This window comes from Aeromonas sp. Lyrl_2, assembly GCF_051948815.1.
Taxonomy (GTDB): Bacteria; Pseudomonadota; Gammaproteobacteria; order Enterobacterales; family Aeromonadaceae; genus Aeromonas; species Aeromonas veronii.
The window spans coordinates 1-22,463 of the sequence record NZ_JAYJLJ010000032.1; the positions used below are offsets into that span (position 1 = coordinate 1).

The window sequence follows — 22,463 nt, forward strand, 5'->3', positions numbered from 1 at the left end:
CGCAGTTGCGGGGCGTTTTGCTGTCTGACTGGCCACTTGGGCCGTTGATCAGCAACTCTTAACTGGCATTGGCCAGCGGCTGCTCGGTGGTGAGGTAGAGGGAGAAATCCTGAATACCCGCCTGCAGGGCGGCAAAACAGTCGGGGTCTATGGCTGTGCCCAGATTCTCCGCCATCATCTCCAGCGCCTGCGGCACAGGGATGGCACCGCGATAGGGGCGCTTGGCGGTGATGGCATCGAAGATGTCGGCTGTGGTGATGATGCGCGTCTCAAGGGTAATCTCGTTCCCCTTCAGCCCCTTGGGGTAGCCCTTGCCATCGAGCCGCTCATGGTGGGCGCCCGCCACTTGTGCCAGCTCCTCGAAGGCGCCGATACGGCTCAGGATCTCCTCGGTATAGGCGGCATGCATCTGCACCGCCGCCCACTCTTGCGCATCGAGTTTGCCCGGCTTGTCGAGAATGGCGTTGCTCACCCCGAGCTTGCCCACATCATGGAGCAAGGCGCCCCGCTTGAGCCAGCGTCGACGCGACTCGGACAACCCCATCTGGGTGGCAAGAATGTCGGTATAGAGCGCAACCCTGCCGCTGTGACCCGCGGTGTAGGGACTTTTGGAGTCCACCACCTGCCCGAAGGCCGCCGCGATTTCGTCCAGATAATCTTCATCCAGCGCTACCTCCCCCTGCCCGGCCGGGTGGACCAGCACCCACTCGGTCAGTCGGGGATCGGCCAGTCCTTGCCAGAACTCTTCGTCGGCCAGCGCTTCAAATTCGCGAACCAGTACCGGATCAAACCAGCTGCCGCTGCGCTCGCGCAGCTCCTTGAGCGCCGCATCCGGGCCTGCGGCTGCGTGAAACACATCCACCACCTGACAGAGCAGCGCAATGCGCGAGAAGAGCGGGATCGCCTCGCCAGCCAGTTGCAGGGGCCGACCTTTGCCATTCCAGTGTTCATCAAGGGAGAGAATGCCATCAGCCACCTCGTCACTGAAACGCAGCTGGCGAGCGATATCCGCCCCCCGATGACAGCGGGTCTGGATCAGTTCGTTGGCAATCTGGTCACCGTTGCGAAAGATATGAAACAGGCTGCGAAAACGTCCCAGCAGATCCGCCTGCAAGCCGGTGTGGCCCAGCACAAAGTTGACTACCTCGGAGAGGGAGCCATCCACCAGTTTGAAATCGCGTTTGAAGTGAAGATCGTCGGTGAGATAGAGCTCGCAGATGCGGGCGGCATTGCTGCTGCACCCAAGATCCTTAAGCAGGAGCGTGTAGTAGAGGTCATGGCGCAGCCGGGCGTCCAGTCCCAGCCGCTCCCCCAGACGGGAACCTATCCAGCAGCAGCGAATGCAGTGTCCTCTTGGTTGCCCCTCGGTCATATCGAGCGCATGACTGAGGGAACCAATCAACTCCGCCAATCGCAATCCATTCACCGTCATAGTCTACTCCCTTAGACATCATGGCGATTTTGCCAGCAGATTAGGTATACCCCATCTGAAGCTGGATCGATCTGGATTCAGTTGAATTTAGGCAGCAGCCTTCCCCTGATTCGCCCGCTCTTCCAGCTCTGCACGGCTCAGGGTAGAGACAAAGCGGCCATCGAAGTAGATATCCATCAGCTCGCCACGCTTCTCGCCACGCATCATACTGCGGCGACCATCCAGATAGTGCACCTCCATCTGGGCGGTATGCTCGTCCGGGTAGCTGATCTCCACCTCGCGCACCCCTTGTGGCAGCATGGCCAACGGCACCTTCTTGAGGGCCGGATCCAGATGCTGGTTCACCTTGATCACCGGATTGGCTTTCATGTCCACCACAGCCGGAGATTTGCCGGTGATGGGGTTCTTGCCAGACCAGAACTCGATGGTATTGAAGACGAACAGGTCAGCGGTCGCGGCCAGACCGTAGACAGGGGAGAGCAGCATAAAGACCCCGGCACGAGCGTAGCGGTTATCCACCACGCTCAGGTTGCCTTTGGTGACCATGCCGGAAAGCCCCATCTGCCCCATACAGCCGCCCAGACCCATGCTCGCGACCATAACCAGCAGGGCCATTGCCCGCCCCTTCTGTTGTAATGCCATCGTGTTCTGTTCCTGCTCTGAAATAAATGAGGCGGCAAGCCTAATCAAGGGGCCAGAAGAGGACAATTCACAATGGCGGGACGATACAGGAGGGGTTCAGATTGGGGCACTGACTGCTCAAATATGAGTCAATGCCCCGGCATGACAGGAAGTCAGGGGGTTCAGATGGCCAGATCAGAGACGGTGCTGGAGACGTTGTTCGCTTCCCGGCGGATGTCGCTCATCACCTCATTCACCTCACCCACCTGCTGTTTACCCAGCTCGGCGCTGCTGGCGACGTCAGACATCTCGGAGGTGACCTTGGCGGTCAGCTCCCGGTTATTTTGTACCACCTTGGCAATCTCGTCGGTAGAGAGAGACGTGCGGGCCGCCAGCTGGCGAACCTCGTCGGCCACCACCGCAAAACCACGCCCCTGATCCCCCGCCCGCGCCGCCTCAATGGCCGCGTTAAGGGCCAGCAGATTGGTCTGGTCGGCGATGCTGCTGATGGTGGAGACGATCGCCTCGATGCTGCGCGACTGCTCGTTGAGCTGGTTGATAAGGCCGATACTGTGAGTCAGCTGGCTGGCAATCAGGCTGGAGGTATCGACCACCGAGGAGAGCAGACCCGCGCCACGCTCGGCGCAGTTCAGGGTCTCCTGCGCCGCATCGTGGGCCAACATGGCCGCTTCCCGCACCGCATCGCTCTTGTTGATCCGCTCGGTAATGTCGCTGGCGAACTTGATCACCTTCACCACCTTGCGATGCTCATCAAGGATCGGGTTGTAGGTCGCCTCCAGCCACACCTTGCTACCGTGACTGTTCTGACGACAAAAGAGACCGGACTTGAACTGACCACGGCCCAGCTCATCCCAGAAGTGAGGCTGGTCTCGATAGAACTGATCGTCGCAGAAGATACGGTGATGCTTGCCCTGCACCTGCGCCAGGGTATAGCCCATGGTATGGAGGAAATTGCCGTTGGCAGAAATCACCTCCCCGCCGGGGGTGAACTCGATGACCGCCAGCGACCGATCCAGCGCCGTCACCACCGCCTGCTGGCTGAGCAGTTGCAGGTGGTGCTCGGTAATATCGGCCGCAATCTTGATCACCATGGTCACCACGCCCCGCAACTTGACCGGAAAATAGGTTGCTTCCAGCCAGATCGCCTCGCCCCGTTTGTTGAAGCGCTGGAACACCCCGGTGCGGGAACGCCCCTGCTTCAGGTCCGCCCAAAACTGCTGATAGTCGCTGCTCTGGGCATACAGCTTGTCGCAGAAGATACGGTGATGCTGACCGATAACCTCGGGCGCACTGAAGCCCACCACGTTGAGAAAGAGATCATTGGCGGCCAGCACAGTGCCATCCGGCGTAAAGGTGATGGTCGCCACGCTGCCGTGCACTGCGTCGAAAAATCCCTGCTGTTCCAGAAGTTGATCCTGGCACTGCTGCAACTCGGCTTTCAGTTTGCTATTGAACATCGAAACGTATCCTCCAGACTGGCACCCACCATGGCCAAACCACGCAGTGGATCAATAAGATAATGGTGGCGTGCTCCATCAGCATAGTTGGCGGCGTTGCCGCGATCCCATCTGACGCCATATTTATTGCTGTAAATCAAATTCACCGACCAAGCGCCACTCATGCAGAGCTGCAACCCTTACTCCACCACCGGTTGCCACTCCAGATAGGCCGGATTGGCGACAAAGCCGATCCGCTCATAGAGAGGGCGCCCCTGCCCGCTGGCATGGAGCCACACCTTGCCCAGCTGACGCGCGCTGGCGAAGGCCGTTATGGCATCGAGCAGCGCCGTGGCGATCCCCTGCTGGCGCCATTGTGGCCGCGTATACATATTGAGCAGATACCCCTCCATCCCCGCCAGATTGCCGGGATAGGGCGGCCGTTCAAATAATGCCAGCGTCCCTGCCGCCACGATCTGTTTGCCGCCCTCCTGCGTATCGGCCTCAGCCAGCCAGGATAAAGCACTCTCTTCACTCATCGCCCGGGTAAAGTAGTCAAGGGTGGCCTGCCACAAGGCCGGGTCTGCCTGCGACGTCACCAGCTCACCGACCTCACAAAACAGCTCCATGCGCAGCGCCACCAGTGCGGGTATATCTGCGGCCCTTGCCTGACGAATGATCATTGGCTGCTCCTTTTCTCTCATGGGAAATTTCGCCGGCCGTCATTATGACAAAGAGCGCCTTTTGGCGCTCTTTGTCATTGGGGAAAACACTGATAAATCAATGGTTGCGACGTGTCAGCCAATAATCCAGGCTCAGCACACCGCCGCCCCAGATGGTCAGGGTCAGCAGCATCCAGCCCCACAGCTGGTGATCGTAAAAGCCACCCGCCCAGAGGGTCGGGTAGGAGATCACCGCCATGATATTGAAGCCAAACAGCAGCAAGGCGGCCGGGCGAGTAAAAAGCCCCGCCAGCAGGAAGAGCGGCAACAGCAGCTCGGTCGCCGTACCCAGATAAGCAGCCCATAACCAAGGCAGCAGGGGCACCTGATACTCGGATTCAAACAGATAGAGGGTGGAATCCCACGCCGTCAGCTTGAGCCAGCCTGAAGTGAAAAAAACTGAGGCGACCCACAGCCGCGCCAGCAACAGCATACCAGCGCTGCTCCAGTGCGGCAAATCACCACTCGAGCTGGCCAGCGCCAGCCATTTGTTTGCCATCATGGCATCACCTCCATATCCACCAGCAGACCAAGAGTTATCAGGCGAGTGAGATGTTCACTGGCCGCAGGGGCGGCCGCCAGCAGATCGACCAGCGCCGTACCGGCGAGACAACCCTGTAGCAGCGCCCACTCACCCGCCGTCAGGGGCAAGGGGGCAATCCGGCAATCCGGCTGTTTCTTCAATGCCAACCAGACGGGGGCATCAAGCACCTCCACCGCTTCACCACCATGCAGCGCCATCTGCCACAGGGCCAGCACCGGATAATCGCTGGCAACCAGCAGCAGATCCGTGGCTGGCAACAGCCGCAGCCGCTCCCATTGTTGCGGCGATAATGCGGCCAGACGCTCGGCTGGCCAGCAGCGGGATTCCAGCGGCAGCAGACTGGTACGCTCAAGCTGCCATTCGAACTGAGCCAGCGCCTCCAGCCAGGGCAGCCCGGTTGTAGTTGGCAAGCGGGCCAACCATTGGCCAAATCCGGCGCCATAGTGCATGACGCTCCCTTCCCTGAGCGGCTCGGCCAATACGAAGCCACGGGCCGCCGCTGCAAAAAAGTCATCCCCGACCATAGCCTTGACGGCGGGATAACTGCTCGCCAGCACCTCGCCAAGGCTCAGGATGAAGTGGTTGCGATAGACCTGCAGCACAGACTCGGCAGAAAAGAGCCGGGAGCTGATGTGAGGGGAAATGGCGTCAGGCGCCCCCAGCAGACCATCGGCAAAATGCTGTTGCAGCTGTGCCAGTTCAGCCATGGGCTACCTCCCGTGGCGCACTCATGCACGCCTCATCCAGAATGGCACTGGCCTGCGCCGCCTCTGCCAGCAAGACCGGCAGCGGCGGGATCTCGAGGTCCCACTCAATCAGGGTGGGAATGGCCTGCTTGCGGCAGATCTGGCGATAGAGTTCCCAGACCGGCTCCACCACAGGGGCGCTGTGGGTATCGATATAGAGGGAGCCTTCCGGCAGCTGCTTCTCGGTATAACCGGCCAGATGGATCTCCCCGACGGTGGCAAGATCGATCGCTGCCAGATACTCATCGCAAGAGAAACCGTGATTGAAGGCACTGACATAGAGATTGTTGAGGTCGAGCAGGATGCCGCACCCGCTGCGCTGCTGCAGCTCGGCCAGAAATTCCCACTCGCTCATCTCCCCGGTCAGTTGCAGATAGGAGGATGGATTTTCAATCAACATGCGGCAACCCAGGGTCTGTTGTACCTGCTGGATCTTGTCGCTCATGTTGCGCAGGGAGGCTCGGGTATAGGGCACCGGCAGCAGATCGTTGAAGTAACGCCCACCAATGCTGCCCCAGCTGAGATGTTCGGAGATCCGTACCGGTTTGATCGCCGCAGCCAGTGTCGACAACTGCTGCAGATGGTGCGGAGCGAGCGGGTCGGCAGAACCGAGGGACATACCAACGCCGTGAAGACTGACGGGGTAGTGTTGCGCCAGTTCGGCAAGCACCTGAAAACCGTGACTGTGCCGTTCGAAGTAATTTTCACTGTGCACCTCCAGCCAACCGACTGCCGGCAGGGTTTGCCGGATCTCATCGTAATGGGGAGTGCGTAATCCGATACCAATCAAAGGGTTCATCGCAAGACTCGCTTTCGCCAATCAGAGAAGATGCAGGGGGCAACTCATTGGCCATCCCCTGCCCGATGTCTCTTACTTGGGTTGCAGCGAACCGCCGACCAGCTTCTCGCACAACCCTTTGGGCATCACCACAAAGGCATCACCCTGAGCATCTTCCTTGGCAGTACCGGCGCAGGAGCTGCTCTTGGTCGCACAGTCATTTTTGCTGGCCTTGACCACGCCGTAGCACTTCTCCTTTTCATCGGCAGCCATGGCTGGTGCCGCGATAAATTGGGCGCCCAGCGCCAGCAGACCGGTCATGGCGGAGGCGATAGTAGTGCTTTTTTTAACATTCATGTTCATGTTCCTTTTGATGTCGTTGGATGTTGCTGATATCCCCGATTTGTCGCAACCGGGTACCTGCAATAGAACCGGCAAACGGGATATTCCCTTTCAAAAAAACACAAAGAGAGTTAAAAAACCCAAAGAAAAACACTCAATCAATTGATTTTAAACAGCTATTTCATCATTGAAAATTTCTCGACGACCACCCATTAATGAACGAGAAAAGTGCCATATGGTACTTTCATCCCGTTAATCTTCTTCACTGCTTCCATCAAAAGAGATGCGTCAGACATAAAAAAGCCCCGCCAACAGGCAGGGCTGGATGCAACTTCAAAGAAACAATAAATAAACAATCGGAGTGGTGTTGGGAGCCAGGAGTTGCGGCAAGCAGATAAAAAAAGAGACAGCTTTGGCTGTCTCTTTTTGCACATGGTGCGAATGGGGTTTAGTAGAAGATCCGCTCGCCACGCTCGCTCATTTTGAGCCACACCGGTTTGGTGCTGGTTTTGTTCCAGATCCGGTGCAGATAGCTGTAGAAGCGGGCACGATCGCTGCGAAACAGCATCACGGGGAAAGCCAGAATGCCCACCAGCAATACATAAATGCGACGAAGAATAATCTGAGTCAGGGAAAAGGGATGAAACATGATGTAACTCCTTACTGGTAAGACCACTGAGCAAAGATTACCCCACTCCATGTAGGATTACTACATCACCAACGCATTTTTTTATAAAAAAATGGTGAAAAACGGGAAATACTGAAAACGGGTTACGTCATTAACCTACAGTTAACAAACTTGCGAAAATCGTGCGCTTTGCCACAGTTATCAGGGGAAAAACATGCAGTAGGGAGACACGCATGAAACTGCCGGAAGTGGCACTGCTGGTGCTGATGGTTGCCCTGACACGGGCACAACTGGAGGAGTGGCAACTGAATCGGGAAGATGCCATCGTGCTGGCCGAACGGGGCGTGCCCACCGTCAGCCTGTGGCAATGCGGCACACTGAAGCAACGGATTGCGGATCTCAACCAGCACAGTGCCGAGGTGCAGTTTCAATATCGGGGGCAAAACATGGCGGATGTGAGCCACTATCTCGAGCGCGAGTGGAAACAGGCTGGCTGCGAACAGTTACTGGTACAGCAAGGATACTGACCAAGGCTCAGACTCGAAGAGTGGTGATTGAGATAAACAGAGAGAAGATGGAGGCACGTTCCGGAGTCGAACCGGACTAAACGGATTTGCAATCCGCTGCATAACCGCTTTGCTAACGCGCCATGCTGACAAGACTGATTGTCTTGAAAGTGAGTTCCATCGTTGGTGCGATGGAAAATTGGAGCGGGAAACGAGACTCGAACTCGCGACCCCGACCTTGGCAAGGTCGTGCTCTACCAACTGAGCTATTCCCGCGTTACTGCTTTCGTGCCAGTTGCCTGACAACGAGGCGCATTATACGTACCACGAGCGCCAGCACAACCCCTTTTTCGCAATTTAAGCCCTGATGCAGACTGTTTGCTCAGGGTTTAAACGCCTTGCTGCATTTTTCTCCAGCCAGCTGTGACCCACCAAGCGAATTTGGGATAAAGTCGTTGAAATGATTACGCTTTCGTTCGAGACTTGAGCGGCTTAATAACCGGATTCTCAATTGAAAATCACAAGATGAAATGGATCTTCACGCTTCGTGGGCTCAGGCCGCAGTTAATGCTGGCTTTTTTCATGTTGGGCATGGTGCCCTTTTTGGTCATCACCCTCTTCTTCCTATACAGCCACGGCAAGGATCTCACCACCCAGACCTCCAACCATCTGGTCTCCGTCCGTAATATCAAGAAGAGTCAGCTCGAGGATTACTTCAACAACCTCAAAGAGCAGATCATCAACTTCTCCCAGCAGGATTTTGCCGGCAACAGTATCGGCCGTTTCTATGGCTTTACCGGCGCCTTCGAGAAGCTGGGCACCACGCCGCAGGAGGCCCGTAGCCGCGCCCAGGCCCGCTATCTGCCCGGCTCCTGGGATCAACTGCGCAAACCGGACAGCCAAGTAGAGATCGAACCCTCCATCACCGCGCTGATCCTCGCCGACGAGATGTATGGCCGGGTGCACCAGCGCTTTCATCGCGGCTATGCCGACATGGTGCGCAAGTCCAACTACAGCGACATCTTTCTGGTGGACCTCAACGGTGATGTGGTCTATTCGGTCACCAAGCACCCTAACTTTGCCACCAATCTGCTCTCCGGCCCCTATCAGGGCAGTGGCTTGGGCCAGACCTTCGCCAAGATCAAACGCCGCCTTGATGGCGGCCAGAAACCGCAGCAGATCTTCGAGTTCACCGATTTTGGCCGTAACGAGCTGACCGGGCAGGTGGTCGCCTACATGGCGGCACCCGTGATGCAGTACGACTATGTGCGCGGTGTGGTGATTTTCGAGCTGCTGCCGGACAAGCTCAACCAGATCATGGCGGAGCGGGAGGGGCTGGGCGAGACCGGCGAGACCATCCTGATCGGCCCCGACAAGCGGATGCGCGCCGATGCCTGGCTGGCACCGGAGTTCAGCGTCGAGAACAGCTTCAGCCCCAACTTCCGTCCACTGCAAACGCCCCTCATCACCAAGACGCTCTCTGGCGAGCAGGGGGTCGGGCTGTTCCACTCCTATCAGGATGACGAGGTGCTGGCCGCCTACACCCAGGTGAAGGTGTTCGATACCGAGTGGGCCTTTATCGCCGAGATCTCCACCCGGGAAGCCTATGCCCCGATCCGCCAGCTGGAAACTCTGGTGATTGTGCTGGGTGCGGGTTCGGTACTGCTGCTGATCCTCTTCTCTCGCTGGCTCTCCCACTCCATCACGGCGCCGCTGCGCTCTCTCACCGAAGCGGCCGAGCAGGTGGCCGACGGTGCGCTGGATCACCCCATCGCCATCGAGCGCACCGGTGATGATATCGACCGGCTGGCCGAGGCGTTTCGCCATATGCAGCGCTCGGTGAAGGACAAGATCGAACTGATCGAACAGCAGACCCAGGAGCTGCAACAGCAGGTCAAGCTGACCCACAAGCAGAACCTCAGCCTGCAGCAAGCGGACAAGCTCAAGGATGAACTGCTGGCCAACACCTCCCACGAGCTGCGCACCCCCATTCACGGTATCAAGGGGATGGCCGAGTCGATGCTCGCCAGCCAGCAGGATTTGACCGAAGGGCAGCAAAAGCAGCTCGGCCTCATCATCAAGAGTGCAGACGGCCTGGCCCGTCTGGTTGACGATCTGCTGGACTACCACCAGATGCGCTATGGCCAGCTGGAGATCCACTCACAACCCGTCTCATCAAAAGGGGTGATCCGACTGGTGCTGGATCTCTGCCAGCATCTGGTGCAGGCCAAACCCCTCACTCTGGTGGATATCAGCCCGGCCGAACTGCCGCCGGTGCTGGCCGACGAACAGCGGCTCGAACAGGTGCTCTACAACCTGGTGGGTAACGCCATCAAGTACACGCCGCAGGGCAAGGTGGTGCTCAGTACCATCGTCGAGAACAACTTCCTGCGCATCAAGGTCACCGACACCGGCATCGGCATCGCCCCCGATCATCTGGAGCATATCTTCGAGCCGCTGGTACAGATGAGCCCGGAGGTAAGCAAGCAGGGGGCAGGCCTTGGCCTCTCCATCACCCGCCAGCTGGTGCACCTGATGGGGGGCGAGCTGTTTGTCGAGAGCGAGCCGAGCGTTGGCTCTACCTTCGCCTTTACCCTGCCCCTTGCCACCGGCAAAGCGGCCAATCTGACTCTCGACAGCCGCCAGATCGAGCATCAGCTGGTGCGCCAGCAACCGCTGATCCTGCCTGACTGGGAGAGCGACGATCTGCCCCCTCCCCCCGAGGATGCTCCGCTCATTCTGGTGGTGGATGACGAACCCATCAACCTGCACATCCTGCGCCATCTGCTGCAGCCCTGCGGCTACCGCATCCTGCCCAGCAGTGACGGCCACGATGCGCTGGCCAAGCTGGCCGAGGAGCCGGTGGACCTCATCCTGCTCGATGTGATGATGCCGACCCTTTCCGGTTTTGACGTCTGCCGTCGCCTGCGCCAGCAACACCCGAAAGATATGCTGCCGGTGCTGCTGCTCACCGCCCTCAACCAGCCCAAGGATATCGAGGAGGGCTTCGGGGCCGGTGCCAACGACTATCTGGTCAAACCCTTCTGCAAGGAGGAGCTGTTTGCCCGGGTCAAGGCACTGCTGGAGGCCAAGGCCGGACGTGCCTCGCTGGTAGAGAACCGGCTATTGAAGCAGGAGATCGAACATCGCCTCACCCTGCAGGAGCGACTGCATCAGGATCAGCAGCGGCTGCTGGCCCTGCTCGGCGAAGGGGCCGACCCCATGATCTTTATCGACGAGCAGGGCACAGTGCTGTTTGCCTCCCGGGTACTGGCGCGCCTGCTGGGACAGGAACCGGAAGCCATGGAGGGGCAGCCCCTCAATGAGTGGCTCGCCACCCCGCTGCAACAGCAGTGGCCCGACCTTGCCAGCGAACGGGAACACAATCTGGAATTTTTGGTGGCCGGGCAAAAAGATGTGCTCAACGCCCGTGCCCTGCCCATCGCGCTCGGAGGACAGGCCGCTTTCGCCCTCACTCTGAGTACCGAGCTGCGTCAGGATGAGAACCGGGTAATGGCGCTGGAGAACGCCCTCAAGAACCTCTCGCGGCAAGCCATCATCGAAGATGAACAGCTGCTGGGCGAGCTGAGCCGCCTGGGTGGCGAGTTCCGTTCGCTGGCCGACGACCTCATTCGCCAGCAGGATGACGAGCCGCTGCGCCGTGCGCTGGTAGAGACCATGCAGCTCACCCTGGATGCCTGGCAGCAGGGGACCGGCAAGGGCAAAATCGTGCTGGCAGAGAAGAGCAAGCTGTGGCGGGTCTATATGGACAGATCCAGCCCGCAGACCCGCACCCTCGACAAATACCTGAGTCTGGACACCCTGCCCAAGTCGCCACGCTGGAAGACGGTAGTGGCCACCACCGAGTATGTGCTGGGCCACTGCCCGCTCAATGACCACCAGCGCCAGCAGTTGCAGCACAGCGCCCAGACCCTGCGCCAGCTCGCCAACCGCAAGCCGTGACACGGCGCCCTAAACGGGCGCCGGATCACAATTGGCAATCTGGTTTCTTTTTCTGCAAAACAAAGCCCCGCCCGACCCCGAAACCGAGAGCAGATCCAATTCACAAATTTGTCATATACGCCATTTTCACAGCCACTTACTACGCGAGAGCAAATAACGCAAACTAATGATTCTAAACAGATAAAAAAGCATTTTGACGAGATTGACGTAACACCGTCAATTTTTACGAAAACAACGAAATCAATAGTTGTTGTTTTCCTGTTAATTCTGGTTTGCTTAGGGCGTTGGAAAACAGAACGACAAAGGTTAGACACCTGACCAACACAGAGGGCCGATTTCATCAGCATGCGAAACCGGTGCTCACACAAAACAAGGCGAACCCTCGGGAATGCCAAAAAATAAGAAAGGAAAACATATGCTTGCCAAAGTATCCAAAATCTCTACCGCTGTAATGCTGGGAACCATGATGCTTGCCGGTGCCGCCGGTAACGCCATGGCCGCAGATAACAAAACCGTGCTGACCATGGTCGCACAGCAGGAAACCGCCTGGGTCAAGAACTTCAACCCCTTCCTGCAAGCGGGCTTGCTGCACACCACCCGTCACTTCATCTATGAACCGCTGGTGATCTTCAACGATATGCAGGGTGGCAAACCCGTCTATCGTCTGGCCACCAACTATGCGTTCAGCGATGACCTGAAATCCGTCACCTTCGATCTGCGTGACGGCGTGAAGTGGTCTGACGGCGAAGCCTTTGATGCCGATGACATCATCTTCTCCTTCAATCTGGTCAAGGCCAACAAGGCGCTGGATGAGCGCTCAATCTGGACCCAGATCAAGAGCGTCGAGAAGTTGGCCCCCAACAAGGTCAAATTCGACCTGACCGAGGTCAACACCAACGTGGTGAATGATCTGGTGCTGGTACCTATAGTGCCGGAGCATCAGTGGAAATCGGTGAAAGATCCGGTTGCCTTCACCAACGACAAGCCGGTTGGTACTGGCCCCTTCACCGAAGTGGACAACTTCTCTGCCCAGCTCTACACCCAGTGCCGCAACCCGCACTACTGGGATAACGCCAACCTCGCCATCGACTGTATCCGCATGCCACAGATGGCCACCAACGACCAGGTGCTGGCGGCTGTCATGAAGGGTGACATCGACTGGTTCGGCTCCTTCGTGCCGGATATCGAGCGCCTCTACGTCGGCAACGATCCGAAGAACAACAAATACTGGTTCCCGGCCTCCGGTACCGTGGCGTTCAACGTCAACTTCCAGACCAAGAACCCGGGCAATAACGAAGCCTTCAACGACATCAACTTCCGCCGCGCCTTCTCCATGGCGATGGACCGCCAGTCCATGGTGGATATCGCGGGCTACGGCTACCCCACCGTCAACGAGTACCCGTCAGGTCTGGGCAAAGCCTTTGACTCCTGGAACAACCCGGAAGTGGACAAGAAGTACGGCAAGTACAACAAGTTCGATCTGGAAGGGGCCAAGGCCCTGCTGAAAGAGGCAGGCTACAAGGATTGTGACGGCGACAAGTTCCTCGACACCCCGAGCTGCAAAAAGATCGAGTTCAAGGTACTGGTACCGAACGGCTGGACCGACTGGGTCAACACAGTTCAGATTGGTGTAGAAGGGCTGCAGGCGCTGGGCCTGAACGCCAAGACCGCGACTCCGGAAGCGACCGTCTGGACCGAGAACCTGATCACCGGTGACTTCGATGTCGCCCTGCAGGGTTACTTTGCCGGTGCCAACCCGCACAAGTACTTCGAGACCGCGTTCCACTCCCGCAACATGGGTGACCGTGGCAACCGCTTCGCCGCGCCCCGTTACAAGGACCCCGAACTCGACAAGCTGATCGATGACTTCACCCAGACCGCCGATGCGGCCAAGCAGAAGGAGATCATGTTCGCCATCCAGGATCGTGTTGGTGCCAACCAGACCATCATTCCGGTCTTCAACAACCCGACCTGGTATGAGTACAGCACCAAGCGCTTCAACGGCTGGTTCAGTGCTGATAACCCGGTAGCCAAACCTCAGCTCCACCCGGACACCCCTGAGCGTCTGCTGCACGTGTTGTCCCTCAAGCCAAACAGCTAAACAATCCCGGCCCCCTGCGGGGGGCCATCTTCCCCGTTAATCCCCTTCTTGCCCAGCTTTGCCGGGGTTGGGGTAGCTATACCCGACGCGGGGCAGACTTGCAGTAAAAGGTACCATCATGGGATTCATACTGAGACGCTTTTCCTTCTACCTGGTTGCCTTTCTGGTAGCCGCCACCATCAACTTCCTGTTACCCCGTGCCATGCCAGGGGATCCTGTCTCCGTGATGTTTGCCCGCGCTGGCGCCATGATGGAACCCGCCGCCCTGGAAGCCCTCAAAGCCACCTTCGGCTTTGTCGACGGCCCCATCGGTACCCAGTTTCTCACCTATGTGAAGAGTGTCTTCACCTGGGATCTCGGCACCTCGGTGCGCTTCTACCCACAGCAGGTCTCTGACGTGCTGGGCCGTGCCATCGGCTGGACCCTGTTTCTGGTCGGCACCTCCACCATCCTTAGCTTCTCCCTCGGTTCCATCGTCGGCATCTTCGCCGCCTGGTATCGCGGCGGCCGGATGGACAGCATTCTCTCCCCGCTCACCCTGGTGATGCAGGCGATTCCACCGGTGGTGGTCTCCCTGCTCGCCCTGTTCCTGTTCGGGGTCAGCCTCGAGTGGCTGCCCATCGGCTACGCCTACAGCCCGGAGATCAAGGCTGACTGGGGCTGGGAACACATCAAGAGCATCATGACCCACGCTATCATGCCGGTGCTGACCCTGGCCGTGGTACAGGTGGGGGGCTTTCTCATCACCATGCGCAACAACATGATCAACCTGCTGGGCGAGGATTACATCACCATGGCCAAGGCCAAGGGGCTCTCCAGCAACCGGGTGATCTTCAACTACGGCGCCCGCAACGCCATTCTGCCCAGCGTCACCGCCCTCTCCATGGCGCTCGGTTTCGTCATCGGTGGCTCTCTCATCACCGAGGTTATCTTCAACTATCCCGGCCTGGGCCTGACCCTTTATCAGGGCATTCTGGCCCGCGACTACCCGCTCATTCAGGGGCAGTTGCTCATCATGACCATCACCATGCTCAGCTTCAACTTCCTGGCCGACGTGCTCTACGTCTTCCTGGATCCCCGTCTGCGTACAGGAGGCAAATAAGATGCGTATGCCGACCATTCTCAAAATCCTGCTGGGCAACAAGAAGGCTGCCTGTGGCCTCGCCATCGTGGTTGCCTTCGTACTGATGGCCCTCTTTGCCCCCATTCTGGCCAGCAACGAGCCGACCAAACGGGTGGCTCGCCCGCACCAGCCGCCCAGTGCCGAGTTCGTGATGGGTTCAACCCGCATGGGCCACGACATCTGGGCCCAGTTCACCAACGGCGCCCGTATCTCGCTGCTGGTGGGCTTCAGTGCCGGTCTGTTGGTCTGCACCCTGGCCGTCGCCATTGGCATCACCGCCGGTTACTTCGGGGGTCTGGTGGATGAGTGCCTCACCTTCCTGATGAACGTGGTACTGGTGATCCCCAACCTCCCCTTGCTACTGGTGCTGGCGAGCTTTATCGGGGAGGCGTCACCGGCGGTAATTGCCGTGATAATAGGGTTGACCTCCTGGGCCTATGGCGCGCGGGTCATCCGCGCCCAGACTCTGGCCCTGCGCGAGAAGGAGTTCGTCATCGCCGCAGAAGTGCTGGGCGAGCCGGCCTGGCGCATCATTCTGGTGGAGATCCTGCCCAACCTCATCTCCATCATCGGGGTGAGCTTCATCGGCTCCATCATTTACGCCATCGTCACCGAAGCGACCCTGGAGTTCCTGGGGCTTGGCGACCCGACCGTGGTGAGCTGGGGCATCATGCTCTACAACGCCCAGACCTCCAGCGCCATTCTGGTCGGCGCCTGGTGGGAGATCCTGGCCCCCTGCTTTGCCATCGCCACCCTGGGTGCCGGTCTGGCCCTGCTCAACTTCGCCATCGACGAGATTGCCAACCCGCAGCTGCGCTCCCACAAAGGGCTCAACCGCTGGAAGAAACTGGCCACACCGGTCACCACACCGGTTGCCACAGCACAGGAGAAGACAGCATGAACAAGCATCCCCTGCTGTCAGTACGCAATCTTTGCGTCGACTACATCACCGAAAATGGCGACGTGCGCGCCGTCAACTCGGTGAGCTTCGATATCAGACAGGGCGAGATCTTCGGCCTCGCCGGTGAGTCGGGTTGCGGCAAGTCCACCGTCGCCTTCTCGGTGGCCCGGCTGCACAAGCCGCCCGCCTACATCAGCGGTGGCGAGATCCTGTTCAAGGGGGAGAACATCCTCCACTACAACGATGAGCGGCTGCGCTCCTATCGCTGGCAACAGGTGTCGGTGGTGTTCCAGTCCGCCATGAACGCCCTGAACCCTGTGCTGCGGATGGAGGAGCAGTTCTGCGACGTGCTGCTGGCCCACAACCCCGGCCTGACCCGTTACGAGGCGATCAAGCGCGCCCAGGAGCTGCTCACCATCGTCGATATCCACCCGAGCCGGCTCAAGGATTACCCGCACCAGTTCTCCGGCGGCATGCGCCAGCGGCTGGTGATTGCCATCGCCATGGCGCTCAACCCTGAGCTGCTCATCATGGATGAGCCGACCACGGCGCTCGATGTGGTGGTACAGCGGGAGATCCTGCAGAAGGTCTATGCCCTGAAAGAGAAGTTCAACTTCTCCATTCTGTTCATCACCCACGACCTCTCCCTGATGGTGGAGTTCTGCGATCGCATCGGCATCATGTATGCCGGTGAACTGGTGGAGGTCGCCCCCTCCAAGGCGATCCTGACCGCACCGCTACACCCCTATACCAGAGGGCTCGGCAACTCCTTCCCGCCCCTGCACGGACCGAAGAAGGTGCTGGAGGGGATCCCGGGCACCCCGCTCAACCTACTGGAGGTGCCGGTCGGCTGCCGCTTTCAGGCCCGCTGCGGCAAGGTGCACGATCGCTGCCGTCAGGAGTACACCAGATTGGCCGAGATCCGCCCCGGGCAACAGACCGCCTGCCACCTCTATGAGGAGCAGGGACTGCAACAAGATTCCGTGATCTATCTGGACAAGGCCGCTGGCTGTTAAGGATGTCTGTCATGCAAATCGCCAAAACCGATGCACCCATCATCGAAGTCCAGCACCTCTACAAGGACTTCCCCATCAACTCCAATGCCATCAAGAGTGGCAAGATGCGGGCGCTCTCCGACATCACCTTCAACCTGCACCGGGGCCGCGCCCTGGCGGTGGTCGGGGAGTCGGGCTCCGGCAAGAGCACCATCGCCAAGATCATCGCCAAGATGTACAAGCTCAGTGCCGGGCGCATTCTCTATCGCGGCCACGATCTGGAGGAGTTCAACAAGGGCACCGCCCTGCTGGACTATCGCCAGAGCGTGCAGATGGTGTGGCAAGATCCGTTCGGTTCGCTCAACCCGACCCACACCATCTATCACCACATCGCCCGTCCCCTGCTGCTGCACAGCAAGGTGATCGACAAAAAAGAGCTGCCCGACATGGTCTACGCCCTGCTGGAAAAGGTCGGCCTGACCCCCGCCAAAGCGACGGCGGCCAAGTATCCGCACCAGCTCTCCGGCGGCCAGCGCCAGCGGGTCAACATCGCCCGCAATCTGGCGGTGGAGGCGGAGGTTGTGCTGGCGGACGAACCCACATCCATGCTCGACGTCTCCATTCGCATCGGCATCCTCAACTTGATGGAGCAGATGAAGAATGAGCTCGGCGTCTCCATGCTCTACATCACCCACGACATCGCCACCGCCCGCTATGTGGCGGAAGATCTGGCGGTGATGTATGTAGGGCACATGGTGGAGTGGGGCGAGGTGGACGAGATCCTGCACCACCCGCAGCACCCCTACACCCAGCTGCTCATCTCGGCTGTGCCCGACCCGGAGAAAAGCATCCACGCCGAGCTGGAAGGAGGCCGCAAGGGGGAGATCCCGCTCTGGACGCCGGAATCCTGCGGTTGCCCCTTTGCCGGGCGTTGCAATCAGGCGATGCCCCGCTGCAAGGAGGCGCTGCCCCCCATCACCAAGCTTGCCGACAACCACTTCGTGCGCTGCTACCTCTACGAGTGAAGGTGAACCCGATACCGGCCGGACAACCCCGTCCGGCCATGCCTCGATACGGGGCGGCCACAGCCCCGTGATGTGCCTCACCGCCCGGCGGTGAACCACAGGAGTAATACCTTGATGGAACTCTTGATCAATCAGGTGGGCTACGAGTGCGACGGACACAAGGTCGCCCTGTTGCAAACCTCCCCCGCCCCTGATCTCGGCGGCTATGTCAGGCTGCAACGCCTCGACGATGGCCAGATCCTGTTTGAAACCCCGCTGCAACCGGCTGGCAGCGTCCCCGGCTGGCAGGGCCGCGCTTACTGGCGTGCCGACTTCTCCGCCTTCAAGGAGCCCGGCCACTATCGGCTGGAGGCGATCACTGCCCAAGGCATTGTCCGTTCGACCCGTTTTGCCATCGGCCAGGATCTGCTGGCCAGCCGCTGCCTCTCCGATGTTATCCACTACTTCAAGGGGCAGCGCGCCAGCGGCACCTTCGATCGGGCCGACCGCAACGCCCGCCTGTTTGGCACCGACCAGCACAAAGATGTGCACGGCGGTTGGTTCGATGCCAGCGGCGACATGAGCAAGTACCTGAGCCACCTCTCCTACGCCAACTACCTCAACCCCCAGCAGACCCCCATGGTGGTGTGGGCCCTGCTCAAGTGCCGGGAACTGCTGGCCCCACGCCGCGATATCGACGGGGTGAACCTCTGCAAGCGGCTCAATGACGAGGCGCTGCACGGCGCCGATTTCCTCTGCCGGATGCAGGATGAGTCGGGCTTCTTCTACATGACCCTGTTCGACAAGTGGAGCAAGGATCCCGCCCAGCGCGAGCTGTGCGCCTATGCCACCCAGCAGGGGCTCAAATCCGCCAACTGGCAGGCGGGTTTCCGCCAAGGGGGCGGCATAGCTATCGCCGCGCTGGCCCGCGCCGCCCGCGAGAGCGTCAGTGGCGACTTCGATGCCAGCCGCTACGCCGAGGCCGCCAAACGCGGCTACCTGCATCTGCGTGAACACAACCTTGCCTACCTTGATGACGGGGTCGAGAACATCATCGACGATTACTGCGCCCTGCTCGCGGCGGTGGAGCTGACCCGCACTTTCGGCAACGAGTGGCTGAATGAGGCGAGAGCCCGTGCCAGCAAGCTCTGTGCCCGCCAGCGCCCTCATCCTGAGCTGGGTCACTACTGGTCGGCCAACGAGGATGGCTCGCGCCCCTACTACCACGCCGCTGAGGCGGGTCTGCCGGTGCTGGCGCTGCTGGAATATCTGGACGTAGAGCCGGATCAGGAATACAAGGCTAGGGTACAAACCGTTGTGGAGCAGGCGCTGGCCGCCGAGCTGGCGCTCTGCGCCCGCGCGGGCAACCCCTTCTCCCTCGCCCGCCAATATGTGAAAGGGGTGGATGAAGCGCCGCGTGTCAGCTTCTTTATGCCCCACAATAACGAATCCGGTTACTGGTGGCAGGGGGAGAATGCCCGCCTCGCATCGTTGGCGGCCATGGCCTTTGCTGGCGCCCGCCACTTCCCCCGCCAGAGCCAGCCGCTCATCACTTACGGTCAGCGCCAACTCGACTGGATCCTCGGGCAGAACCCCTTCAACGCCTGCATGCTGGCGGGCCACGGCATCAACAACCCCGCCTATACCGCAGGGTATCCCAGTGCGCAGGGGGGAATCTGCAACGGCATCACCGCCGGGTTTGATGACGAAAACGACGTGGCTTTTATTCCGGAGGAGTACAAGGATCGGCTGGATCAGAACTGGCGCTGGGGCGAGCAGTGGATCCCCCACGCCGCCTGGTTTTCCCTGGCCATCACCTGGCTGAATGCGCAGGGAAATGGAGGTCGCCATGATTGAGTTCTGGGTCGGCGTCGATGGCGGGGGCACCCACACCCGCGCCCGCATTCGGGATCGGGCGGGCAAACTGCTCGGAGAGGGGCGCGCGGCCGGCTCCAATCTGGAGCTGGGCATCCCCCATGCCCACGCCAATGTGCTGGCCGCCATCGCCAGCGCCCGCCTTGCCGCCGGGATCGCTATCGAGAGCGAACAGCAGATGGGGGTCGGGCTGGCGCTCGCCTCCGCCGAGCTGGCCGACTGCTATCACGCCCTGCTAGAGATGCCCTTCCCCTTTGCCAGCGTCAGGCTCACCTCCGATGCCTTCGGTGCCTGCCTCGGTGCCTTTGGTGGCCGTGAGGGGGCCATTCTGATCGCCGGCACCGGCTCGGTGGGGCTTGTCTATCAGGAGGGGCAGATCCGCACCTGCTCCGGCCGCGGCTTCCCCATTTCAGACATAGGCAGCGGCGCCTGGCTGGGGCTGCGCGCCATCCAGCAATCCCTGCTCTGCCACGACGGCATTCTGCCCCCCAGCACCCTCGCCATCCGCCTGATGGATCGCTTCAAGCGGGATCAGGCCGAGGTGGTTCGCTGGGCCGCCCGCGCCATTCCGGCGGACTATGGCCACTTTGCCCCCTGGGTATTCGATGCAGCCAGCGATGGCGACGAGCTCGCCAATCAGCTGCTGGACGAAACCTGCGAACAGCTGCGGATCCTGCTGGAGGGAATGACCCAGCTGGGTGCCAGACAGATCGCCCTGCTGGGGGGATTGGCACCCGCCTCGCTCCCCGTCTCGGCCAGCTCAACTTGATCCCCCCCCAGGCAGATGCGCTCGATGGCGCCATCCTGTTTGCCCAATCAGAGGATTTTCCATGTCTACACCCCTGATCCACACCCAGGTCGCCCGACGTGACGGCGAGGATGTCTGGTTCACCTTCACCCTATCCCGCATGCCGGATACCCGGTGGAAGCTGCACTTCTGTCTGGCTCGCCATATCGACCCCGACTCCTTGCAAGGGGGCGAGCTGGAGCGCCAAAGCGGCAGCTACAAGGTGATTGTCCCAAAAACTGGCAGCTGCGAGCTGCGCTTTTGCTGCCGCCAGACGCCCATCAAGAAGCTCTCCGACATGCCGCAGGGCTTTTTTCTCAGCCTGCCGGAGGCGACCACGGGTGCCCAACTGCTGCCGGTGACGCTGGCGACGCAGGATCTCGGACTGGAGAACCCACCGGTAGCCCGCCCAGATCTGCCGGATATCGAGCCTCTGCCCGGAATCGTGCCGCAACCGGCCCATCTGGTGCTGCTGGAGGGGAACTTCCGGCTGGCCGAGCGGGCTCATGTCAGCGCTCCCCGTGATGTGCCGAAATTGCTGGCCCACTTCAACGAGCTGACGTCGCTGGCGCTGGAGCAGGATCACGACGCTGAAATCCGGCTGACCGAGGCCAAACTGGCACCCGAAGCCTACCAACTCACCATTACGCCGCAGGAGGTGGTGATTGCCGCCGCCGACGAGACGGGCTGGCGTCATGGGCTGGTGACGCTAGCCCAGTGGTATCTGCAACATGGGGAGAGCCTGCCCTGCGTCACGCTGGAGGATGCCCCGCGCTTTGGCTTTCGCGGCATTTTTCTCGATTGCGCCCGCCACTTCCACGCCCCGGCAACCATCAAGCGCCTGCTCAAACTGATGAGCCTCTACAAGTTCAACCGCTTCCACTGGCACCTGACCGATGACGAGGGGTGGCGACTCGAGATAAAGGCCTTCCCGGCACTGACAGACGTGGGTGCCTGGCGCGGCCACGATCTGGCGATCGACCCCCAGCTCAGCGGCGGTGCCGAACCCTATGGCGGCTACTACACCCAGAGCGAGGTGAAGGAGCTGGTGAGCTATGCCAGTGAGCTCGGCATCACCGTCATTCCCGAGATCGACATTCCGGGCCACTGCCACGCCGCCATCAAGGCGCTGCCCGAGTTGCTGATCGAAACGGCGGATCACTCCCGCTACCGCTCGGTTCAGCATTTCGATGACAACGTGCTCAACCCCGCCCTGCCCGGCACCTACCGCTTTCTGGAGGCGGTGCTGGACGAGGTGTGCGAACTCTTCCCCGGCCCGCAGATCCACATGGGGGGTGACGAGGTGCCGACCGGGGTCTGGACCGACAGCCCCGCCTGCCAGCAGCTGATGGTCGAACAGGGCTACGCCGACTGCCGTGAACTGCAGGGCCATCTGCTGCGCCATTGTCAGCGCTATCTGGCCGCCAGAGGCAAACAGATGATCGGCTGGGAGGAGATCCTGCATGGCGACAAGGTGAGCCGCAAAGCGGCCATCTGTGCCTGGACCAGCTTTCAGGCGGGGCTGGATGCTGCCGCGGCCGGTTATCCGGTGGTGATGGCGCCCGCCCAGTTCCTCTATCTCGATCTCGCCTGGAGCGCCGATATTCATGAACCCGGCCTCTACTGGGCGGGTACCCTCAATCTGGAGCAGGTTTATGCTTGCGATCCTGCCCCAGCCGATTTCCATGCCAACGATAACATCCTCGGGGTGCTGAGCCCCTTGTGGTCAGAATTGATCACCAGCCGTGATCGTCTCGACTACATGTTGTTCCCGCGTATGCTGGCCACGGCCGAGGTGGCCTGGAGCGATCCCGCCCACAAGGGCTGGGAGCACTTCGCCGCCCGCCTGCCGGGTCAGCTGCAGATCCTCGATCAGTTGCAGGTGCGCTACCGGATGCCACAGAGGTAATGTTGTCTCTACTTTGGCGGCCAATTGGC

The 22,463-nt window shown here is 60.0% G+C and carries 18 protein-coding genes, 2 tRNA genes and 1 pseudogene; 10 read left to right on the plus strand and 11 right to left on the minus strand.

From position 1 onward, the window contains the following. Positions 1 to 58: 58 nt before the first annotated feature. The 9 genes from VF684_RS19565 to VF684_RS19605 form a co-directional block, all read right to left on the minus strand. The gene (locus VF684_RS19565) at positions 59 to 1,432 is read right to left on the minus strand and encodes an HD-GYP domain-containing protein (RefSeq protein ID WP_139730741.1); all 1,374 of its coding nucleotides are present in this window, start codon (positions 1,430 to 1,432) and stop codon (positions 59 to 61) included. Positions 1,433 to 1,519: 87 nt separating this feature from the next. Beyond that, positions 1,520 to 2,074 carry a DUF3332 domain-containing protein gene (locus tag VF684_RS19570; RefSeq protein WP_005334841.1) on the minus strand — a complete coding sequence of 185 codons (555 nt, stop codon included), beginning with the start codon at positions 2,072 to 2,074 and terminating at the stop codon, positions 1,520 to 1,522. A gap of 161 nt (positions 2,075 to 2,235) precedes the next feature. Then, entirely contained in the window at positions 2,236 to 3,531 is a 1,296-nt protein-coding gene (locus tag VF684_RS19575) for a methyl-accepting chemotaxis protein (RefSeq protein ID WP_376899915.1), read from the minus strand. A 179-nt stretch (positions 3,532 to 3,710) separates the two neighbouring features. Then, positions 3,711 to 4,193, minus strand: coding sequence for a GNAT family N-acetyltransferase (locus VF684_RS19580; protein WP_151285867.1), 483 nt, complete (start codon positions 4,191 to 4,193; stop codon positions 3,711 to 3,713). 97 nt (positions 4,194 to 4,290) lie between these two features. After that, positions 4,291 to 4,734: a DoxX family protein gene (locus VF684_RS19585; protein WP_376899913.1), complete on the minus strand. Its 444-nt coding sequence runs from the start codon at positions 4,732 to 4,734 to the stop codon at positions 4,291 to 4,293. Further along, positions 4,731 to 5,483, minus strand: a complete 753-nt coding sequence (locus VF684_RS19590) for an HvfC/BufC family peptide modification chaperone (protein ID WP_151285869.1) — start codon at positions 5,481 to 5,483, stop codon at positions 4,731 to 4,733. Before VF684_RS19590 ends, VF684_RS19585 begins: the two co-directional genes overlap by 4 nt. Then, positions 5,476 to 6,321, minus strand: coding sequence for an MNIO family bufferin maturase (gene bufB, locus VF684_RS19595; protein WP_151285870.1), 846 nt, complete (start codon positions 6,319 to 6,321; stop codon positions 5,476 to 5,478). The genes VF684_RS19590 and bufB overlap by 8 nt, the downstream gene beginning before the upstream one ends. A gap of 72 nt (positions 6,322 to 6,393) precedes the next feature. Continuing rightward, complete coding sequence (locus tag VF684_RS19600) at positions 6,394 to 6,657, minus strand: BufA1 family periplasmic bufferin-type metallophore (protein WP_151285871.1); 264 nt, start codon at positions 6,655 to 6,657, stop codon at positions 6,394 to 6,396. Between the two features lie 433 nt (positions 6,658 to 7,090). Then, positions 7,091 to 7,291, minus strand: coding sequence for a YbfA family protein (locus tag VF684_RS19605; RefSeq protein WP_005334863.1), 201 nt, complete (start codon positions 7,289 to 7,291; stop codon positions 7,091 to 7,093). Between the two features lie 212 nt (positions 7,292 to 7,503). Between VF684_RS19605 and VF684_RS19610 the strand changes: the two genes are divergently transcribed. Further along, a complete protein-coding gene (locus tag VF684_RS19610; protein ID WP_005347702.1) occupies positions 7,504 to 7,797 on the plus strand; it encodes a hypothetical protein in 294 nt (97 codons plus the stop codon). Between the two features lie 48 nt (positions 7,798 to 7,845). Here VF684_RS19610 and VF684_RS19615 read toward each other — a convergent pair. Continuing rightward, positions 7,846 to 7,919: transfer RNA gene (locus tag VF684_RS19615), tRNA-Cys, on the minus strand. Between the two features lie 57 nt (positions 7,920 to 7,976). Next, positions 7,977 to 8,052, minus strand: a tRNA-Gly gene (locus VF684_RS19620). Between the two features lie 249 nt (positions 8,053 to 8,301). Between VF684_RS19620 and VF684_RS19625 the strand changes: the two genes are divergently transcribed. The 9 genes and pseudogenes from VF684_RS19625 to VF684_RS19665 all read left to right on the plus strand — a co-directional run bounded on the left by VF684_RS19625 (position 8,302) and on the right by VF684_RS19665 (position 22,434). Beyond that, complete coding sequence (locus VF684_RS19625; protein WP_204381340.1) at positions 8,302 to 11,739, plus strand: ATP-binding protein; 3,438 nt, start codon at positions 8,302 to 8,304, stop codon at positions 11,737 to 11,739. 415 nt (positions 11,740 to 12,154) lie between these two features. Continuing rightward, the gene (locus VF684_RS19630; protein ID WP_069528672.1) at positions 12,155 to 13,840 is read left to right on the plus strand and encodes an ABC transporter substrate-binding protein; all 1,686 of its coding nucleotides are present in this window, start codon (positions 12,155 to 12,157) and stop codon (positions 13,838 to 13,840) included. 118 nt (positions 13,841 to 13,958) lie between these two features. After that, entirely contained in the window at positions 13,959 to 14,942 is a 984-nt protein-coding gene (locus VF684_RS19635) for an ABC transporter permease (protein ID WP_005334871.1), read from the plus strand. Position 14,943: 1 nt separating this feature from the next. After that, on the plus strand, positions 14,944 to 15,864 hold the full coding sequence (locus VF684_RS19640) for an ABC transporter permease (RefSeq protein WP_139408021.1): 921 nt from the start codon (positions 14,944 to 14,946) through the stop codon (positions 15,862 to 15,864). Beyond that, a complete protein-coding gene (locus VF684_RS19645) occupies positions 15,861 to 16,880 on the plus strand; it encodes an ABC transporter ATP-binding protein (RefSeq protein ID WP_042054504.1) in 1,020 nt (339 codons plus the stop codon). The genes VF684_RS19640 and VF684_RS19645 overlap by 4 nt, the downstream gene beginning before the upstream one ends. An 11-nt stretch (positions 16,881 to 16,891) precedes the next feature. Beyond that, on the plus strand, positions 16,892 to 17,884 hold the full coding sequence (locus VF684_RS19650) for an ABC transporter ATP-binding protein (RefSeq protein WP_005353824.1): 993 nt from the start codon (positions 16,892 to 16,894) through the stop codon (positions 17,882 to 17,884). Positions 17,885 to 17,998: 114 nt separating this feature from the next. Then, positions 17,999 to 19,720, plus strand: coding sequence for a glycoside hydrolase family 9 protein (locus VF684_RS19655; RefSeq protein WP_376899909.1), 1,722 nt, complete (start codon positions 17,999 to 18,001; stop codon positions 19,718 to 19,720). Beyond that, positions 19,713 to 20,584: pseudogene (locus VF684_RS19660) on the plus strand (BadF/BadG/BcrA/BcrD ATPase family protein). The gene VF684_RS19655 and the pseudogene VF684_RS19660 overlap by 8 nt, the downstream one beginning before the upstream one ends. After that, on the plus strand, positions 20,569 to 22,434 hold the full coding sequence (locus VF684_RS19665; RefSeq protein WP_204381342.1) for a beta-N-acetylhexosaminidase: 1,866 nt from the start codon (positions 20,569 to 20,571) through the stop codon (positions 22,432 to 22,434). Before VF684_RS19660 ends, VF684_RS19665 begins: the two are co-directional and overlap by 16 nt. The last annotated feature ends 29 nt before the right edge of the window (positions 22,435 to 22,463 follow it).

Bases quoted from the DNA above. Each gene is read 5' to 3' on its own strand.
- VF684_RS19565 (WP_139730741.1), bottom strand. From the start codon at position 1,432: ATGACGGTGAATGGATTGCGATTGGCGGAGTTGATTGGTTCCCTCAGT.
- VF684_RS19570 (WP_005334841.1), bottom strand. From the start codon at position 2,074: ATGGCATTACAACAGAAGGGGCGGGCAATGGCCCTGCTGGTTATGGTC.
- VF684_RS19575 (WP_376899915.1), bottom strand. From the start codon at position 3,531: ATGTTCAATAGCAAACTGAAAGCCGAGTTGCAGCAGTGCCAGGATCAA.
- VF684_RS19580 (WP_151285867.1), bottom strand. From the start codon at position 4,193: ATGATCATTCGTCAGGCAAGGGCCGCAGATATACCCGCACTGGTGGCG.
- VF684_RS19585 (WP_376899913.1), bottom strand. From the start codon at position 4,734: ATGATGGCAAACAAATGGCTGGCGCTGGCCAGCTCGAGTGGTGATTTG.
- VF684_RS19590 (WP_151285869.1), bottom strand. From the start codon at position 5,483: ATGGCTGAACTGGCACAGCTGCAACAGCATTTTGCCGATGGTCTGCTG.
- bufB (WP_151285870.1), bottom strand. From the start codon at position 6,321: ATGAACCCTTTGATTGGTATCGGATTACGCACTCCCCATTACGATGAG.
- VF684_RS19600 (WP_151285871.1), bottom strand. From the start codon at position 6,657: ATGAATGTTAAAAAAAGCACTACTATCGCCTCCGCCATGACCGGTCTG.
- VF684_RS19605 (WP_005334863.1), bottom strand. From the start codon at position 7,291: ATGTTTCATCCCTTTTCCCTGACTCAGATTATTCTTCGTCGCATTTAT.
- VF684_RS19610 (WP_005347702.1), top strand. From the start codon at position 7,504: ATGAAACTGCCGGAAGTGGCACTGCTGGTGCTGATGGTTGCCCTGACA.
- VF684_RS19625 (WP_204381340.1), top strand. From the start codon at position 8,302: ATGAAATGGATCTTCACGCTTCGTGGGCTCAGGCCGCAGTTAATGCTG.
- VF684_RS19630 (WP_069528672.1), top strand. From the start codon at position 12,155: ATGCTTGCCAAAGTATCCAAAATCTCTACCGCTGTAATGCTGGGAACC.
- VF684_RS19635 (WP_005334871.1), top strand. From the start codon at position 13,959: ATGGGATTCATACTGAGACGCTTTTCCTTCTACCTGGTTGCCTTTCTG.
- VF684_RS19640 (WP_139408021.1), top strand. From the start codon at position 14,944: ATGCGTATGCCGACCATTCTCAAAATCCTGCTGGGCAACAAGAAGGCT.
- VF684_RS19645 (WP_042054504.1), top strand. From the start codon at position 15,861: ATGAACAAGCATCCCCTGCTGTCAGTACGCAATCTTTGCGTCGACTAC.
- VF684_RS19650 (WP_005353824.1), top strand. From the start codon at position 16,892: ATGCAAATCGCCAAAACCGATGCACCCATCATCGAAGTCCAGCACCTC.
- VF684_RS19655 (WP_376899909.1), top strand. From the start codon at position 17,999: ATGGAACTCTTGATCAATCAGGTGGGCTACGAGTGCGACGGACACAAG.
- VF684_RS19665 (WP_204381342.1), top strand. From the start codon at position 20,569: ATGTCTACACCCCTGATCCACACCCAGGTCGCCCGACGTGACGGCGAG.